Genomic DNA, 15,518 nt, shown 5'->3' with positions numbered 1-15,518 from the left:
CCCGGCCGTGGCGGACCGGCGTGCCGACCGCTCAGGCCGCGGCGGACCGGCGTGCCGACCGCTCAGGCCGCCGGCGGGTCCTCGTGCAGGTCGACGTCGGCCTCGACGAAGGCCCAGCCCGTGAACCGCACCTCGAGGCCCGCGCGCATCGGCGCGCAGACCATCGGCCCGGCGGTCGCGGCATCCGCATCGAAGGGCGCGACCCTGATCGTGCGCCATGGCCCGTCGCCCGCGCGCGCCCGCAGCGTCACCGCGTCGCCCTCGACGCCCGATCGGCTCGCGCGCACGGTCACGATCTCGCCCGCCCACTCCGGCACGGGCGCGAGCGACCAGTCCGAGACGCGGTTCGTGACGACGGCGCCGACGTGCAGCACGCCGTCGTTCACCTCGAGTCCGGCCTTGATCCACAGCTCGTCGCCGCCGTGCAGGAACAGCCCGGCCTGGTCGTAGAGGCCGGTCAGCGTCGACGTGTCGACGGCGATCTCGACCGCGGCATCCGCCGGCCATGGAGCCAGCAGTGCGTGGCCGTCGTCGTGGACGAAGCCGTAGTGGGTCGTGCGCCAGAAGTCGCTGCCCTCGGCCGCCTCGACGACGAGCCCGTCGGCGGCGGCGGTGACGGCGACGGGATCACGGGTCCAGATCCCGGCGTCCCACGGAGCGGCGGGGGCGGTCGGGACGGCGGGGGCGGTCTCGTCGGGGGCGGCGGCGTCGTCGGTCATGCCGCCAACGCTAACCCGCGGCGGGCCGTCACCGCGCGGCGGCGGCCAGCAGGCGGTCGAACCCGCGATCGCCGAGGACCCGGCGCGCTGCGATCAGCGGCTTGGCGAGGCGCCCGACCGCGTACCGCGTGCGCGGCCGACGGGCGGAGACCGCCTTGGCGACCGTGTCGGCGATCACGGTCGGCGAGGTGCCCCCTGAGACGTAGTTGCGCTCGGTGGAGACGACGACCGTGCGCGCGAGCGCCGCGTACGCACCGGACCCGCTGCGCTCCAGGATCGGCTCGGCCATGACCCCGGCCCACTCGGTGGCGACGATGCCGGGTCGGACGATCACGACGTCGATGCCGAACGGCGCGACCTCGAAGCGCAGCGCGTCGGACCATGCCTCGAGCGCGTGCTTGGTCGCGTGGTAGTAGGCGCCGAGCGGCGTGTAGATCTCGCCTCCGACGGACGAGATGTTGACGATGCGGCCCGCCTTCTGCGCCCGCATGTGCGGCAGCACGAGCTGGGTGAGGCGAGCGACGCCGAAGAAGTTGACGTCGAACTGGTAGCGGACGTCGGCCATCGCGGTGTCCTCGACGGCGCCGTAGAGGCCGAAGCCCGCGTTGTTCACCAGCACGTCGATGCGGCCGGTCTCGGCGATCACGCGATCGACTGCGGCGACCACCTGCTCGTCGACGGTGACGTCCATCCCGATGACGCGGATGCCGGCCTCCTCGAGGTCGCGCATGCGCTCCACTCGGCGAGCTGCGCCGTAGACGAGGTATCCGTCGGCGGCGAGGCGCAGGGCGATCTCACGGCCCATGCCCGACGATGCGCCGGTGACGAGAGCGGTCTTGGCCATGGTGCTTCCTCCGTGTAAGTAACTGGTTGCTTACTTCAGACTCTAGGCGCGCAAGGCTAGGATGTCAACAAGTACTTACTTACTTCCTCGGGAGGACGCATGGCCAGGGATGCCGCGCAGACCCGCCGCCGGATCCTCGACGCGGCGCTCACGGAGTTCGCGGAGGGCGGCTTCGCCGGCGCGCGCATCGCCGGGATCGCCGATGCCGCAGCGGCCAACCAGCGCATGATCTACGCGTACTTCGGCAGCAAGGAGGGGCTGTACGACGCCGTCGCCGACGAGGTGATCGAGCGCGCGCATGCCGAGGTGCCGTTCACGCCCGACGACCTGCCGGGCTACGCGGCGGCCCTCTTCGACTATGCCCTGGCCCGTCCGGAGGTCGTGCGCTTCCAGGCGCGCCGCACGCTCGAGGCGCACGAACCCACGCCGCGCGAGCTCGAACTGTACGGCGAGAAGCTCGCCGCGATCCGCGATGCGCAGGAGTCCGGGCGGCTGGCGGTGCACACGCCGCCGGCGGAGCTCCTCGTCCGCGTCACCGGCGCTGTCGCGGCCTGGATCCAGGCGCCGACGGGACTCCGGCCGGCGCTCGTCGGCACCGACCTCCGCGATCGGGTGCGAGCGGATGTCACGGCGCTCGTCGCTCCTCCCGCAGCGCCGCCAGTCGCCGCTCCCGCATCGCGAGCCACAGCGGGAACGTGAACGCGAAGGCCGTCAGCGCCGACCCGACGATGTACGCCCACGCGAACCGCATGCCGATCCGGCGCGACTCGACGACGATCAGGATGCCGCCGGCCACGGCCACGACGAGCAGGTCGGTCGTGATCGACGACACCGCCGGCCCGTTCGAGACGAGATCGCCGACGAAGTCGCGGCCCTCGGCGATCGCCATGGCGTTGCAGGTCCACGTTCCGACGAGGCCCGCGACCGCGGCGACCAGGTACACGACGGCGAGCGGGGTCCAGTGACGGGTCATGCGCCCAGTGTGCCGGTCGGTGCGGTCCGGGCGGCGGATGCCGCAGGCGCGCCCGTCGCGCCGGGGGCGTGCCGGGCCGCGCCCGTGGCGCGGGCCGCGGCGCATCCGAGCGTCAGTACTCCGGGATCGCCTCGACCGCGCGCTGCGCCTCGAGCCGGGCGAGCTCGCGCATGAGGTCGTCGCCCACGCCGGACATGCGGTCGGAACGCTGCTCGGCGTAGTCGGGCTCCTCGTCGTAGCGCGGCCAGCGACGGTCGAGCTCCTGCTCGATCGCGGTGCCGAGGTCCTGCCAGGCCGCATCGCGGGCCCGCTCGACGAACTCCGTGACATAGGCGTCATCCGACCGCTTCGTCCACAGCTGCTTCGCGACGGAGGCGTACACCTTCTCCCGGCGGCGGAGGTTCAGCAGGTCGTCGCGGTGGTAGTCGTGCTGGTGCTGCGAACGCCCCTCGCGCTTGCCCGCGGCGGCGCGCTCCTCGGCGACGTGCTCGGCGGCCTCGTCGGCCTCCTGCACGAGCTCGTACAGCACGGCCCGCGCCTCGGATGCGGCGTGCTCGTCGGAGAACGGCTCGTCGGTGCGCAGGGCGTGCACGATGAGGCGGTTCTTCAGCGCCATCCGCCCCGCGGACTCGGCCATCATCAGGCCCTCCTCGAGCATCTCGTCGAAGGAGGCGGTGCGCGCCTCGGGCAGCCGCGAGCGGTCGAACGGCGCCATCTTGACCCGGCGCCGACGCCGGCGCCAGGGCCACTCCAACACCCCCATCCGCACCTCCTCGCGTCGCCTCTTCGAGGGTACCGAGAACACGGTGAACGGATGCCGCGAGCTCGCGCCTCGGCGCCGGCGCGGCGTCAGCCCTTGACGGCGCCCCCGAGGCCCGCTCCGCGGAGGAACAGCCGCTGGAACAGCAGGAACAGCACGACCGGGATCAGCGTCGAGATCGCGAGCGCCGCGAGGAACACGTCGAGCTCGGTCTGCGACTGCACCGCAGGCAGGCGCACCGACAGCGGCTGCACCGCCGGGTCTGGAAGCACCAGCAGCGGCCAGAGGAAGTCCTTCCACGCCGCGATCACCGCGAACACCGACACGACGCCGAGGATCGGCTTCGACATCGGGAGCACGATCGACCAGAACACGCGGAACGGCCCCGCGCCATCCGTCTTCGCCGCCTCGAACACCTCTCGCGGCAGGCCGTCGAAGAATCGTTTGACGAGCAGGATGTTGAAGGCGTTCGCCGCAGCGGGAAGCCACACCGCCCAGTACGTGTTGAGCAGCGACGTGCCGATCACCGGCGGATCCAGGATCGTGAGGTAGAGCGGCACGAGCAGCACGACCGCGGGGATGAACAGCGTCGCGAGCACGAGCCCGTCGAGGATCGGCGCGTACTTCGGCCGAAGCACCGACAGTGCATAGCCGGCGGTCGTGGCGATGAGCAGCTGGAAGAACCAGGAGCCCGCGGCGACCCAGATCGTGTTGAGGAAGTACTGGTCGATGTGGATGTCGTTCCACGCCGTCGACAGGTTCGCCCAGTCGATGCCGTTCGGCCAGAGCGCGAACGGCCGGCTCAGCGTGTCCTGCGTCGGCGTGACGGCCGCCTTCGCGAGCCACAGCAGCGGGCCGAGTCCGGCGACGACGAGCCCGACGAACAGGAGCCCGTGCACGACGGTCATCGATGCGCGCACACTCGTGCGCCGGCGGTCGGCGGGCGAGAGCACGCCGCGGTCGAGATCCGGTGCGGCGGTCAATTCGTGCTCCAACGTTCGGTGAGCCTGAAGTACGCGAAGCTCAGGAGGGCGAGGAAGATCGCGAGCATGAGGCTGAGGGCGGTCGCCTCCCCGTAGGCGCCGCCGAGGCTGTTCTGGAACGCGTACCGGTAGATGAGCAGCAGGATGGTGAGCGTCGCGTTGTTCGGCCCGCCGCCCGTGAAGAGGAACGGCTCGAGGAACACCTGGCTCGTGGCGATGATCTGCAGGATCAGCATGATGAACAGCACGCCGCGCAGCTGCGGCAGCGTGACGTGCCAGATCTTCCGCCAGATGCCGGCGCCGTCGACCTCGGCGGCGTCGTAGAGCTCGGGCGGCACGGCGATGAGCGCGGCGAGGTAGATGATGATCGCGCCGCCCGCGGCGGCCCACGTCGCCTCGAGCACGAGCGAGGGCATCACGGTGGCCGACGACTGCAGCCATGGCTGTGGCGGGATGCCGACCCAGCCGAGGATCGTGTTGAAGACACCGTCCGGGCTCGCGTTGTAGAACACCTTCCACAGCAGCACCGCGACCACGGGAGGGATGACCACGGGCAGGTAGGCGAGGGCGCTGTAGAGGCCCTTGCCGCGACGCACCTCGCTCATCATCACGGCGAGCAGCAGCGGCAGCGGGAAGCCGAAGAGGAGGGCGAGCACGGCGAAGTACAGCGTGTTCACGACGGCCGTGCCGAGGTTCGGGTCGGAGAGCACGCGCACGAAGTTGTCGAGGCCGACGAACACGGGCGGCGAGACGAGATTCGTCCTCTGGAAGCTCATGACGACCGCCTGCACGATCGGCCCCCAGCTGAAGACCGCGAACACGACGAGCATCGGCGCGACGAACGCGAGGTTCGACAGGCCGCCGCCGCGCAGCCAGGTCATCGGGGTGCGGCGGCGCTTCCGGTGGGCGGGCGGCACGTGCGGCGGGGGTGCGCCGGGGTCGGGCTCGGCCGAGACCTCCGGCTCTCGCGTCATCGTCATCGGTGCTCCTGGGTCGGTGCGAGGGGTGGGGCGGATGCCGCGGCCGCGCGGGGAGGTCGCGGCCGCGGCATCCTCGCGGGGGCCTACTGGTCGAGCAGCGCCTGCGCGTCGGCGTCGACCTGCGCGAGGAGCGCGTCGATGTCGGCGTCCTCATCGGTCAGGACGGCCTGCACGAGGTTGTCCATCAGGGCGTAGATCGGCTGGGTCTGTCCCTTGAACTCGCCCACGGGCGTCTGCTCGAAGATGCCCTCGGTGAACCCGGTCATCTGGTCGAGCGGCACATTGACGTAGGGGGCGATCCACTCCTGCGACTCGAGGTACGTCTCCTGGTCGAGCACCGGGAGCACCGGGGTGCCCACGGCCTGGCCGGCTTCGGAGAGCGCCTTCGCGTCGGCGACCGCGGCGTCCTCGTCGAGGAGCTTCTGCATGTAATACCAGTCGATCCACTCGACGGCCGCGGCCTTCGTCTCGTCGTCGAGGTTCGGCGGCATCACGGCGATGTCGCCGCCGCCGAGGACGCCGCCGCCGTCCTCAGTCGGGATGACGGTCAGGCCGTAGTCGTCGGGCGCCATGCCGAAGTCGCGCACCAGTGCGGTGTAGACATCGGAGCCCGAGGTGTACATGCCGAGGTTGCCGGCGGCGAACTCCTGGTTGATGGTGCCCCAGTCGTAGTCGAAGGTCGCGCCCATCGAGTCGTCCTCCCAGCGGAGGTCGTGCAGGAACTCGAGCGTCGCCTTCGTGGCGTCGTTGCCGATCGTCGACGTATAGGTGCCGTCGTCGTTCGCGGTCTGCAGCGACGCCCCGCGCGAGTCGGCCTGCACCGAGAGCTGCCAGCCGCCCGTGTTGCCCGTCGCCATGGTCGCGTACCCGGCCTTGCCGGTCGCCTCCGAGATCTGCTTCGCGGCCTCGCGCACCTCGTCCCACGTGGTCGGCGGGCTGTCGGGGTCGAGTCCCGCCTGCTCGAAGAGCGCACGGTTGTAGTGCAGGCCGTTGGCGTACGCCTGGCGCGGGAACCCGAAGACCCGACCGTCGGCGTCGGTGACCTCCTCGAGGATGATCGGGTTGAACTTGTCGGCGTACCCGAGCTCCTCGATCTCATCGGTGACGTCGGCGAGCTGGCCGTTCTCGAGCAGCGTCTTCGAGTCGGTGAACGGCACCGTGAACACGTCGGGCAGGCTGCCGCCCGCGAGCTGGGCGGCGAAGGTCGGGGCCGTCCACTCGTACTCGACGCCGACGATGTCGATGTCGGGGTTCGCCTCCTCGAACTGCGCCTCCTGCTCGGCGAACGCGTCGTAGGCCGCCTGGTCGGCGCCCGGCGGGAAGGTGGCGACGCGGAGCTCGAGCGTGCCGTCCTCCGAGCCGCTGCCGGACGTGCACCCGGCGAGGGCGCCCGCGACCGCCAGCGCGGTGATGCCCGCGATCGCGATCCTGCGTGATGACTTCATTGTCGTGGTCCTTTCGGTGCTGTGTTCAGGTGGTGGTGCGGAGGTGGGTGCGTTCCGCGGCGCGCCGCGGGCTCTCCGTCCCGGTCCGCACGCGGAGCCAGGCCGTCGAGTCGGGTGCGAGCAGGCCGCCGGCGAGCGGGTCGCTCGCGAGCAGGATCCGCTCGTGTTCGGGGAGCTCGACCGCCGCACGGCCGAGGTTCGTCACCGAGACGAGGTCGTCGCCCCGGCGGAAGGCCAGCACCTCGGGCCCGAGGTCGAGCCAGTCCATGGGCCCGTCGCCGAAGCCCTCCTCGCGGCGGCGGATGCGCAGCGCGTCGCGGTAGAGCCGGAGCATGGAACCGGCGTCGGCCTCCTGGGCCTGCACGCTGAGCGCGGCCCACTCGGCGGGCTGCGGGAGCCAGGGCGCGGCGCTCGCGCCGTGGGGGCTGAACCCGAAGGGCGACGCGGTCCCGCGCCAGGGCAGCGGCACCCGGCATCCGTCTCGCCCGGGGTCGACCCCGCCGGAGCGGAAGTGCATCGGGTCCTCGAGGACCTCGCGGGGCAGGTCGACCTCGGGCAGGCCGAGTTCGTCGCCCTGGTAGAGGTAGAGCGAGCCGGGCAGGGCCGCGGTGAGGAGGGCCGCGGCGCGCGCCCGGCGCGTGCCCCGTTCGAGGTCGGTCGGCGTGCCGAAGCGCTTCCTGGCGAAGGCGAAGCCGGAGTCCTCGCGCCCGTAGCGCGTCACCGGGCGGGTCACGTCGTGGTTCGAGAGCACCCAGGTGCTCGGCGCGCCGACCGGCGCGTGCGCGTCGAGCATGAGGTCGATCGACTCGCGCAGCTCCGCGGCATCCCACGGGCGGGCCATGAAGTCGAAGTTGAACGCGGTGTGCATCTCGTCCGGGCGCAGGTAGGCCGCGAAGCGGGCGGCATCCGGAACCCAGACCTCGCCCACGAGCACGCGCGTGCCCTCGTACGAATCGGCGATGCGCCGCCAGGCGCGGTAGACGTCGTGCACCTCGTCGCGGTCCTCGGTCGGGTGCGCTCCGGGCGCGACGACCTCCGGGACCTCGGGCAGCTCGGGGTCCTTGATGAGCAGGCCCGCCGAGTCGATGCGCACTCCCGCGACGCCCCGGTCGAACCAGAACCGCAGGATGTCCTCGTGCTCGGCGCGCACGTCGGGGTGGTTCCAGTTGAGATCGGGCTGCTCCGGTGCGAACAGGTGCAGGTACCACTCCCCCGGCGTGCCGTCGGGGTTCGTCGTGCGGGTCCACGTGCCGCCCTGGAAGTTCGAGACCCAGCCGGTCGGCGGCTCGTCACCGCCGGGACCCTTGCCCGGGTGGAACCAGAACCGGGCGCGCTCGGGGCTGCCCGGGCCGGCGGCGAGCGCCGCGCGGAACCACGGGTGCTCGTGCGAGACGTGGTTCGGGACGACGTCGATGATGGTGCGGATGCCGCGTTCGAGCGCCGCACCGATGAGCTCCTCCGCGTCGGCGAGCGTCCCGAAGGCGGGGTGGATGTCGCGGTAGTCGGCGACGTCGTAGCCGCCGTCGGCCAGCGGGCTCGGGTACCAGGGGTTGAACCAGAGCGCGTCGACGCCGAGCTCCTGGAGGTGGTCGAGGTGGGCGAGGACACCGCGCAGGTCGCCCGTGCCGTCGCCGTCGGAGTCCGCGAAGCTGCGCACGTAGACCTGGTAGATCACCGCGCTCCGCCACCAGAGCGGGTCGGCCGTGAGCGTCGCGTGGGCCGTCGCCGGGCCGCCGGCGGATGCTGCCGCTGGTGCGCCTGCGGATGCTGCGGCGGCCTCGGTGAGGGGCGTGGTCACGGCGGTCGTGCTCCTGTCGTGGACGGGCGGGGCGACGCGTCGGCAGGGACCGCGGCGTCGATGCCCGTCAACGTAATGAGAGCAACAGAATGATGCAACTTTTCAACATCTGGACAAAAGTTTGCGACGGCTTGCGCGAGATTGCGGGAGTGGCTTGCGCAGTCGCACCCGACGGTCGGCGAGGCGCGAACCGCGCGGTGGAACCCGGAGCCGTCAGCGAGGGGCGGGCGCCGTCGAGGCGCGCACCACGAGCTCGGGCGCGAAGAAGACCTCGTCGCCCGCGACGTCGTCGCTCGACATCTGCCGCATGAGCAACTCGATGATCATCTTGCCCATCGATTCGATCGGCTGGCGCACGGTCGTGAGGGGCGGCTCGGTGCAGTTCATGAGGGCGGAGTCGTCGTAGCCGATGACGGAGACGTCCTCCGGCACGCGAAGGCCCGCTCGGCGCACCGCGCGCACCGCGCCGAGCGCCATGGGGTCGCTCGCGCACACGATCCCGGTGACTCCGGCGGCCAGGAGCTTCGCCGCGGCCGTCTGCCCCGACTCGAGCGAGTAGAGCGAATGCACCACGCGCTCCTCGGGGAGGTCGACGCCGTGACGCTCGGCCATCGCGAGCGCCGCGGCGTGCTTGCGCTGCGAGGGCACGTGGTCGCTCGGCCCCAGGAGGATGCCGATGCGCTCGTGGCCGAGCTGGAGGAGGTGCCCGAACGCCTGTTCCATCGAGGCGGCGTCGTCGCACGACACGGTGGAGAAGCCGAGGCCGTCGACCGGCGCACTGACGAGCACCGTCGGCAGGTTGAGCTCCCGGAGCCGGTCGTAGTGCTCGTGGTTCGCCTCGGCCTGCGTGTACGCGCCGCCCGCGAAGATCACGCCGGACACCTGCTGGTGCAGCAGCAGCTCGACGTAGTCGGACTCGGAGACCCCGCCCGCGGTCTGGATGCACAGCACGGGGGTGAACCCGTTCTGGGCCAGGCCGCCGCCGATGACCTCGGCGAGCGCCGGGAAGATCGGGTTCTGCAGCTCGGGCATCATGAGTCCGACGAGCCTCGCGCGTTCGCCGCGGAGCTTCGTCGGCCGCTCGTAGCCCAGCACGTCGAGCGCGGTGAGCACCGCGTCGCGCGTCGACGCCGAGACGCCGGGTTTGCCGTTCAGCACGCGACTGACCGTCGCCTCGCTCACGCCCACCTTGCGCGCGACGTCCGCCAGCCTCCTCGACACGGCGGCAATGCTACGCGAACGCCTGCAAGAACTCGACAGAGTTCAATCGCCCGGGTCGAACCCCGGTGTGCGGCCGTCTCGACCCACGTACTTGACGACGAGGCTGCAGTCGAGGTCGCCGTGGCCCTCCTCGATGAGTCGGGTGAACCGCTCCATGGCGAGGCGCCCCGCGGCGAGGTCGAGACCGGCGGCCTCGCCCGCCTCGAGCGCGTACGACAGGTCCTTCTCGGCGAGCCGGGTCGTGAACGTCGCGTCGAAGTTCCGGTTCGCCGGGCTGGTCGGCACGACGCCCGGCACGGGGTACCACGTGCGCAGCGGCCACGAGTCGCCCGACGACACGGTCGCGATGTCGTGGAAGATCGTCGGGTCGAGCCCGAGCGCCTCCGCGAGCCGCGCGCCCTCCGACGACGCCTGCAGCGTGATGAACAGCATGAGGTTGTTCGCGAGCTTCGCGGCGATGCCCGCCGTCGGCCCGCCGACGACGAAGACGTGCCCCGCCATCGGCGCCACGAGCCTCGCGGCCTCGCCGGTCGCGGCCTCCTCGCCCCCGAGCATGAAGGTCAGCGTTCCCGCGTGCGCGCCGGCGATCCCGCCCGAGACGGGGGCGTCGACGAACCGGATGCCGCGGGCCTCGGCCGCGTCATGGCAGGCGCGCGACGTGGCGACGTCCACGGTCGACGTGTCGAGCACCAGCGCCTCGCGCCGCACGGCGTCGAACACGCCGATCCGGCCGCCCGCTCCGCCGATCAGCACGTCGCGCGAGTGCTCGGCCCTCGGCAACGACGTGAACACGGCATCGGCGTCGCGCGCCGCGGTCGCGGCATCCGCCACCACCCGCACGCCGGTCGCGGCCGCCGCCTCGGCCATCCCCGCGTCGACGTCGAAGCCCACGACCTCGTGCCCCGCCTCGACCAGGTGGGCAGCCATCGGCCCGCCCATGTGCCCGAGCCCGATCCACCCGATCACGGCCATCGCGTCCTCCTCGACGTCGCGCGCGGCTCCGTCGTCGCGCCTGCTCCCACGCTACGACGCACCGCGTCCGGGCGCACGGGTCGCTCGTCCCGTCCCGGCGGCGCGCGCCGACACGGCGCTGGGGTGCCCGAGTCCGGGACGTCGCGGCGAGGCGTCGCCGCACGGCGGCGCTACGGGATCGTCTGCGCGGTGACCTCGAGATCGCTCACGGGCCGCTCGCGCTGCGTGGCCAGGGCGACCGCCGCCGCGCCGCACACGACGAGGATCGCGATCACCTCGATCGGCGTGAACGACTCCCCGAGCACGAGCACGCCGAAGATCGCCGCGATCACCGGGCCGAAGCTCGTGATGATCGCGTAGAGCCGGGGCGTGATGCGGCGGAGGATGTACGTGTCGAGGCTGTAGGGCAGCGCCGAGCTCAGCACGCCGACCCCGAGCAGCAGGCCCGCGACGCGCCAGTCGATCGCGGCCGCGTCGAACGTCCAGATCGCGACGGGCAGGAGCAGGCCGAGGCTCACGATGCTCGCCACCGTCAGGCCCTCGAGGCCGGGCAGGCGGGTCGCGACGCGTCGCGTGAGCAGGATGTACGCGGCCCAGCTCGCCGCGGCGGCGAGCGCGAGGAGCACCCCGATCGGGTCGACGCCGGCGGAGGCCGACGACGCCGCGCCCGCGGCATCCGCATCGCCCTCGCCGATGCCGGGCGCGATGAGCAGGTACACGCCCGCACCCGCCGCGACCGCGCAGCCGACGTCGAGCAGCCGTCGCGACGTGAACAGGGCGATCGAGAGCGGCCCGAGGAACTCGATCGTGGCGGCGATGCCGAGTCCGAGGCGGTCGATCGAGGTGTAGAACGTGACGTTCATGACCGCGAGCACCACGCCGAGGGCGAGGGCCGGGCGCAGGCGCCGCCACGTGAGCTCCGCGCGCTTCGGCCGGTAGAAGGGCAGCACCGCGGCGACCATGACCAGCTGGCGCACGGCGACGACCACGAACGTGCCGACGACCGGGATGACGAGGCCCGCGAGCGAGGACCCGAAGTTGATCGAGACCTCGGTGCCGAGCTGCGTCGCCGCGCCCGCGAACCGGCGGCGCCGGAGCACGCCCTCGGCATCACCCGGCGCGGGCGCCGGCTCGGTCTCGTTCGTCACGGAACGACGATACGCGTGCGCGACTCGCCCCCGCGCCTGGTGCCGTGCATGCCCGGCCTGTTGTTGGCTGTGGTCAGGGGTGCGCGATGACGAAGCCATTCGGAAGCCTGACGGACGACGAGGTGCAGCACGCGGGACGGGTGGAGCTGCGCCGTGTTGTGGTGACGGACGATGTCGAATCCTGGGACCTGCTGCTGTACGCGGCCGGCGGTCTCGAACCGATCGCGGTCGACGCGTTCAGCCTCGACGAACTGAACCGGATCAACCCGCCGTCGTCGCGCGACCTCGCCGACGGCGTCGCGAAGGTGGTACTCGGATGCCACGGCCTGCGCCGCACGGAGGCGTGGACCATGTCGCGTGACGCGACGACCTGGTCGGCTCGCGTCGCACCGGTGCCGGTCGCCGCGTCGGAGGAGGCGCCGGCCGGGAGTTGACGCGCGGTGCCGGGCGCGCCGGGCCGGGCACGGCGCGGACGGCGGGCATCGTGAGCCGTCCGCGCCGGCGGTCGGTCGCGCGCGAGGCAGCGCGGCTCAGCCGTCGAGCTGCTCGCGGAAGCTCGCGGGCACCGAGCCCGCCCTGGCGCGGCGCCCTGCCGCGACGCTCGCCTCGGCGGCCACGAACCCGTCGGGACGCACCAGGTAGAGCCGGTCCGAGCGCAGACGGCCCGCCGCAGGCGGGAAGACGTGATGCTCGATCCCGAGCGATTCCGCGACCGCCCGCACGAGGTCGGCGGGCGCGCCGTATCCGTGCACCTGCCAGCGGAACGATCGCAGCACGTCGAAGTTCGACGGGTCGCCCCCGGCGTACGGCAGCCGCTTGCCCACGATGTCGTCGCGCACCTGCGACCGCGTCGGCGCGAGCGGCGACATCCGGTACCTGATGCGGATCTGCGAGAGGAAGCCGAACAGCCGCCCGCCGCCGATGAGGCGGGGCGCGAGACGCACGACCACCGGGCCGAAGGCGGGCAGCAGGCGACCGCGCACGATGCGCGCGGCCCGCGACTCCGAGGTGACGACGCCGAAGAGCCGGTCGGTCGTCGCGACGAGCCGTCGCGCGACGGGACGGCGCTCGGCCTCGTACCGGTCGAGGCGGCTCGGCGGCATGCCGCCGGCGAGCACGTCGCCGAGGGCGCACGCCAGGTTGTGCGCGTCCTGCAGGCCCGTGTTCATGCCCTGCCCGCCGACGGGCGAGTGGATGTGGGCGGCGTCGCCGACGAGGAAGCAGCGGCCGTCGCGGAAGCGCGACGCGACGCGGTGGTGCAGCCGGTACGTCGCGAACCACGTCGACGCGCGGTAGCCGACGGTGAAGCCGCGCGCGATGCGCGAGCGCACGAGCTTCTCGGGCAGGCGGTCCTCCTCGTCGAGGTCGGCGTCGCGCACCACCCCGAGGATGCGGTGGTGACGCGCCTCGCCCATCGGGAACGAGAGCAGGATGTCGTCGGGCGACATCCGGATGTTCACCACGCCCTCGACGAGACCGCTCGCGCCGACCGCGTCGGCGACGAAGAACGTGTGCTCGTTGGTCACGCCCTCGAACGGGATGCCGTGCAGCTCGCGCACCGCCGAGTGCGCGCCGTCGGCGCCGATGACGTACCGCGCCTCGACGACGACCGGCCCGTGGGGCCCCTCGAGCGTCGCGGCCACGGACGAGGCCTGCGCGTCGAGCGCGACGAGCCGGTGGTGCCAGCGCACCTCCAGCCCGTGCCCGGCCAGTGCATCCACGAGCAGTCGTTCGTTGCGGCTCTGCTCGTACACGGTGATGTCGGGGAACGGCGTCAGCCCCTCGGCGAAGCTCCGCAGCGGCACGCGGCCGAGCACGCGATGGCGGAACGCGAGCACCGCGCCGACGGCCGCGCCGCGTTCGGCGAGGATCCGCTCGGCGAGGCCGAGCTGGTCGTACAGCTCCATCGAGCGCGCCTGCACGACGAGCGCGCGCGACTCGCGCGTCGGGCCCCCCTTGCCGTCGACCACGATCGCATCGACCCCTCGCGTCGCGAGCACGTCCGCCGCCATGAGCCCGCTGGGACCGGCGCCCACGACGAGCACGTCGGTGCGCAGGACCTCGGGCTCCGCCATGCCCCCAGCCTGTCACCGGCCGCGCGATGACGGAATGCGTCGACGCGGCGCGGCCCGGGATGCCATGCTGAGGCGGTCACCGCGTCCGTTCGCGCGCCGGATCGCGTCCGTCCCCGTCCCAGCGCCCCTCCGAGGAGGCCGCCATGCCGCACTCGCTCGTCATCGTCCCCGGCATCGGCGGTTCGGGGCCCGAGCACTGGCAGTCGCGCTGGGAGGCCGCCCTCGCCGGCACGACCCGGATCGACCCGGAGTCGTGGGACGAGCCGGGGCTCGACGACTGGGTCAGGGCGATCGACCGCGCGGTCGCGGCGAGCCCGGCTCCGCCCGTGCTCGTCGCCCACAGCCTCGGCTGCCTCGCTGTGGCGCAGTGGGCGCTGCGGGTGGATGCCGCGTCCGCGCGCATCTCGTACGCCTTCCTCGTCGCTCCTCCCGACCCCTCCGGGCCGAGCTTCCCCGAGGCCGCCGCTGCCGGCGGCTTCACGCTCCCGAGCCGGCTGCTCGGGATCCCCGCGACGGTGCTGGCCTCGTCGGACGATCCGTTCTCCGAGCTCGCGTGGAGCGCGGTCGTCGCCGCATCGTGGGGTGCGGGACTCATCGACCTCGGCGCCCGTGGGCATGTGAACGCCGAGAGCGGCCTCGGCGAGTGGCCGGAGGGGCTGCAGCTGCTCGAGGACCTCGCGACTACCGGGCCCCGAGCAGCAGGTCCTCCGGCCGCGTGACCTCGCGCGGGCCGGCCGCGGCGAGCGCCCTCGGCATCCGGTCGGCGGCGACGAGCGCCGGCATCTCGAGCCCGGTGACGTCGGCGACATCGGCGACCGGCACCTGGAACGTGCGGAACGGGCCGAGGTCGGGCACCTCGGTCGCGCCCGCGGCGACGCGGGCCCGCTCGCGGGCGGCGATGCCCGCACGGCTGCGCAGCGGGTCGCCGAGGTCGACGACGGGCGACTGGTCGAGCAGGAACCCGGCCGTCGCGAGCCCGTCGCCCGACCGCCAGGCGACCACCTTCACGAATCGCAGCGGCACCTGGATGCCGCGATAGGGCGGATCGTCGCCGTCGAGGACGGGAGCGGTGAACACGCTGAGCCGCTGCCCGTGCACCCGCGCGAACTCGAGCACGTGGTCCTCGAGCCCGTTCCACAACTCGAGCGACTGGTTGAACTCGCCCTGCTGCGGCGCGGCGTTCGGGTAACGGAACGTCTCGGCGTTGGCGCGCGCGGCGACCTCGGGCGGACCCCACACCGGGTCGCGCCGACGCACGAGGTGCCCGCGGTCGAGGTCGTTGCGCGCGTAGACCTCGGGCCCCGCCTGCCAGTCCTGCGGGATCCGGGCGTCGTACTGCCAGTCGTCGCCGCGCGGGACCTCGACGAGTTCGGCGCCGTCGACGTTCACGCCGGTGATCCGCGCGAACCGGCGGCGGGTGTCGAGCACGACCGTGAAGTGCACGTAGTCGAGGGCGACGGATGCCGCGGCATCCGCCTCGGGCACCGCCGGCATCGGCGCCTCGACCCCCAGGAAGTGCGCATCGAAGCCCATGCGTCCAAGCACATCACGGGCGGCCGACACGCGCCTCGCGGCGCGCGAGCGATCCGTTGGGGCGGCG

At 72.7% G+C, this 15,518-nt stretch carries 16 protein-coding genes; 3 read left to right on the top strand and 13 right to left on the bottom strand.

The window, feature by feature from the left end; translation table 11 throughout:
* Positions 1 to 62: 62 nt before the first annotated feature.
* Together ACULK2_RS00375 and ACULK2_RS00370 are read right to left on the bottom strand one after the other, a co-directional pair.
* Entirely contained in the window at positions 63 to 719 is a 657-nt protein-coding gene (locus tag ACULK2_RS00375; protein ID WP_445967712.1) for a DUF1349 domain-containing protein, read from the bottom strand.
* 28 nt (positions 720 to 747) lie between these two features.
* Complete coding sequence (locus ACULK2_RS00370) at positions 748 to 1,563, bottom strand: oxidoreductase (protein ID WP_445967713.1); 816 nt, start codon at positions 1,561 to 1,563, stop codon at positions 748 to 750.
* A gap of 99 nt (positions 1,564 to 1,662) precedes the next feature.
* On the opposite strand from ACULK2_RS00370, the gene ACULK2_RS00365 reads away from it, so the two are divergent.
* The gene (locus ACULK2_RS00365) at positions 1,663 to 2,262 is read left to right on the top strand and encodes a TetR family transcriptional regulator (RefSeq protein ID WP_445967714.1); all 600 of its coding nucleotides are present in this window, start codon (positions 1,663 to 1,665) and stop codon (positions 2,260 to 2,262) included.
* Here ACULK2_RS00365 and ACULK2_RS00360 read toward each other — a convergent pair.
* The 9 genes from ACULK2_RS00360 to ACULK2_RS00320 form a co-directional block, all read right to left on the bottom strand.
* Entirely contained in the window at positions 2,189 to 2,536 is a 348-nt protein-coding gene (locus ACULK2_RS00360) for a DUF2834 domain-containing protein (protein WP_445967715.1), read from the bottom strand. The two genes, ACULK2_RS00365 and ACULK2_RS00360, sit on opposite strands and share 74 nt — an antisense overlap.
* Before the next feature lie 112 nt (positions 2,537 to 2,648).
* Positions 2,649 to 3,299 (bottom strand): hypothetical protein, encoded by a 651-nt coding sequence (locus ACULK2_RS00355; protein ID WP_445967716.1) that lies wholly within the window; start codon positions 3,297 to 3,299, stop codon positions 2,649 to 2,651.
* Positions 3,300 to 3,385: 86 nt separating this feature from the next.
* A complete protein-coding gene (locus ACULK2_RS00350) occupies positions 3,386 to 4,291 on the bottom strand; it encodes a carbohydrate ABC transporter permease (RefSeq protein WP_445967717.1) in 906 nt (301 codons plus the stop codon).
* Positions 4,276 to 5,259: a carbohydrate ABC transporter permease gene (locus tag ACULK2_RS00345; protein ID WP_445967718.1), complete on the bottom strand. Its 984-nt coding sequence runs from the start codon at positions 5,257 to 5,259 to the stop codon at positions 4,276 to 4,278. The genes ACULK2_RS00350 and ACULK2_RS00345 overlap by 16 nt, the downstream gene beginning before the upstream one ends.
* Positions 5,260 to 5,342: 83 nt before the next feature.
* Positions 5,343 to 6,704, bottom strand: coding sequence for an ABC transporter substrate-binding protein (locus tag ACULK2_RS00340; protein ID WP_445967719.1), 1,362 nt, complete (start codon positions 6,702 to 6,704; stop codon positions 5,343 to 5,345).
* A gap of 25 nt (positions 6,705 to 6,729) precedes the next feature.
* Entirely contained in the window at positions 6,730 to 8,502 is a 1,773-nt protein-coding gene (locus ACULK2_RS00335; RefSeq protein WP_445967720.1) for a glycoside hydrolase family 13 protein, read from the bottom strand.
* Between the two features lie 213 nt (positions 8,503 to 8,715).
* Positions 8,716 to 9,723, bottom strand: coding sequence for a LacI family DNA-binding transcriptional regulator (locus ACULK2_RS00330; RefSeq protein WP_445967721.1), 1,008 nt, complete (start codon positions 9,721 to 9,723; stop codon positions 8,716 to 8,718).
* A 42-nt stretch (positions 9,724 to 9,765) separates the two neighbouring features.
* Positions 9,766 to 10,695, bottom strand: coding sequence for an NAD(P)-dependent oxidoreductase (locus ACULK2_RS00325; protein WP_445967722.1), 930 nt, complete (start codon positions 10,693 to 10,695; stop codon positions 9,766 to 9,768).
* Positions 10,696 to 10,865: 170 nt separating this feature from the next.
* Entirely contained in the window at positions 10,866 to 11,843 is a 978-nt protein-coding gene (locus ACULK2_RS00320; RefSeq protein WP_445967723.1) for an EamA family transporter, read from the bottom strand.
* Between the two features lie 86 nt (positions 11,844 to 11,929).
* Here ACULK2_RS00320 and ACULK2_RS00315 point away from each other — a divergent pair, with 86 nt between their 5' ends.
* Positions 11,930 to 12,277 (top strand): hypothetical protein, encoded by a 348-nt coding sequence (locus ACULK2_RS00315; protein ID WP_445967724.1) that lies wholly within the window; start codon positions 11,930 to 11,932, stop codon positions 12,275 to 12,277.
* A gap of 96 nt (positions 12,278 to 12,373) precedes the next feature.
* Here ACULK2_RS00315 and ACULK2_RS00310 read toward each other — a convergent pair whose 3' ends face one another.
* A complete protein-coding gene (locus ACULK2_RS00310) occupies positions 12,374 to 13,918 on the bottom strand; it encodes an FAD-dependent monooxygenase (RefSeq protein WP_445967725.1) in 1,545 nt (514 codons plus the stop codon).
* A 143-nt stretch (positions 13,919 to 14,061) separates the two neighbouring features.
* Here ACULK2_RS00310 and ACULK2_RS00305 point away from each other — a divergent pair, with 143 nt between their 5' ends.
* On the top strand, positions 14,062 to 14,637 hold the full coding sequence (locus ACULK2_RS00305; protein ID WP_445967726.1) for an RBBP9/YdeN family alpha/beta hydrolase: 576 nt from the start codon (positions 14,062 to 14,064) through the stop codon (positions 14,635 to 14,637).
* On the opposite strand, the gene ACULK2_RS00300 is transcribed toward ACULK2_RS00305, so the two are convergent.
* Positions 14,600 to 15,451, bottom strand: coding sequence for a DNA/RNA non-specific endonuclease (locus tag ACULK2_RS00300; RefSeq protein WP_445967727.1), 852 nt, complete (start codon positions 15,449 to 15,451; stop codon positions 14,600 to 14,602). The genes ACULK2_RS00305 and ACULK2_RS00300 overlap by 38 nt on opposite strands.
* Between the last annotated feature and the right edge of the window lie 67 nt (positions 15,452 to 15,518).

The sequence above is a fragment of the Agromyces molybdatiresistens genome (assembly GCF_052748445.2).
The sequence above is the reverse complement of the archived record's forward strand: the minus strand, read 5'-3'. Positions and strand labels throughout refer to the sequence as shown.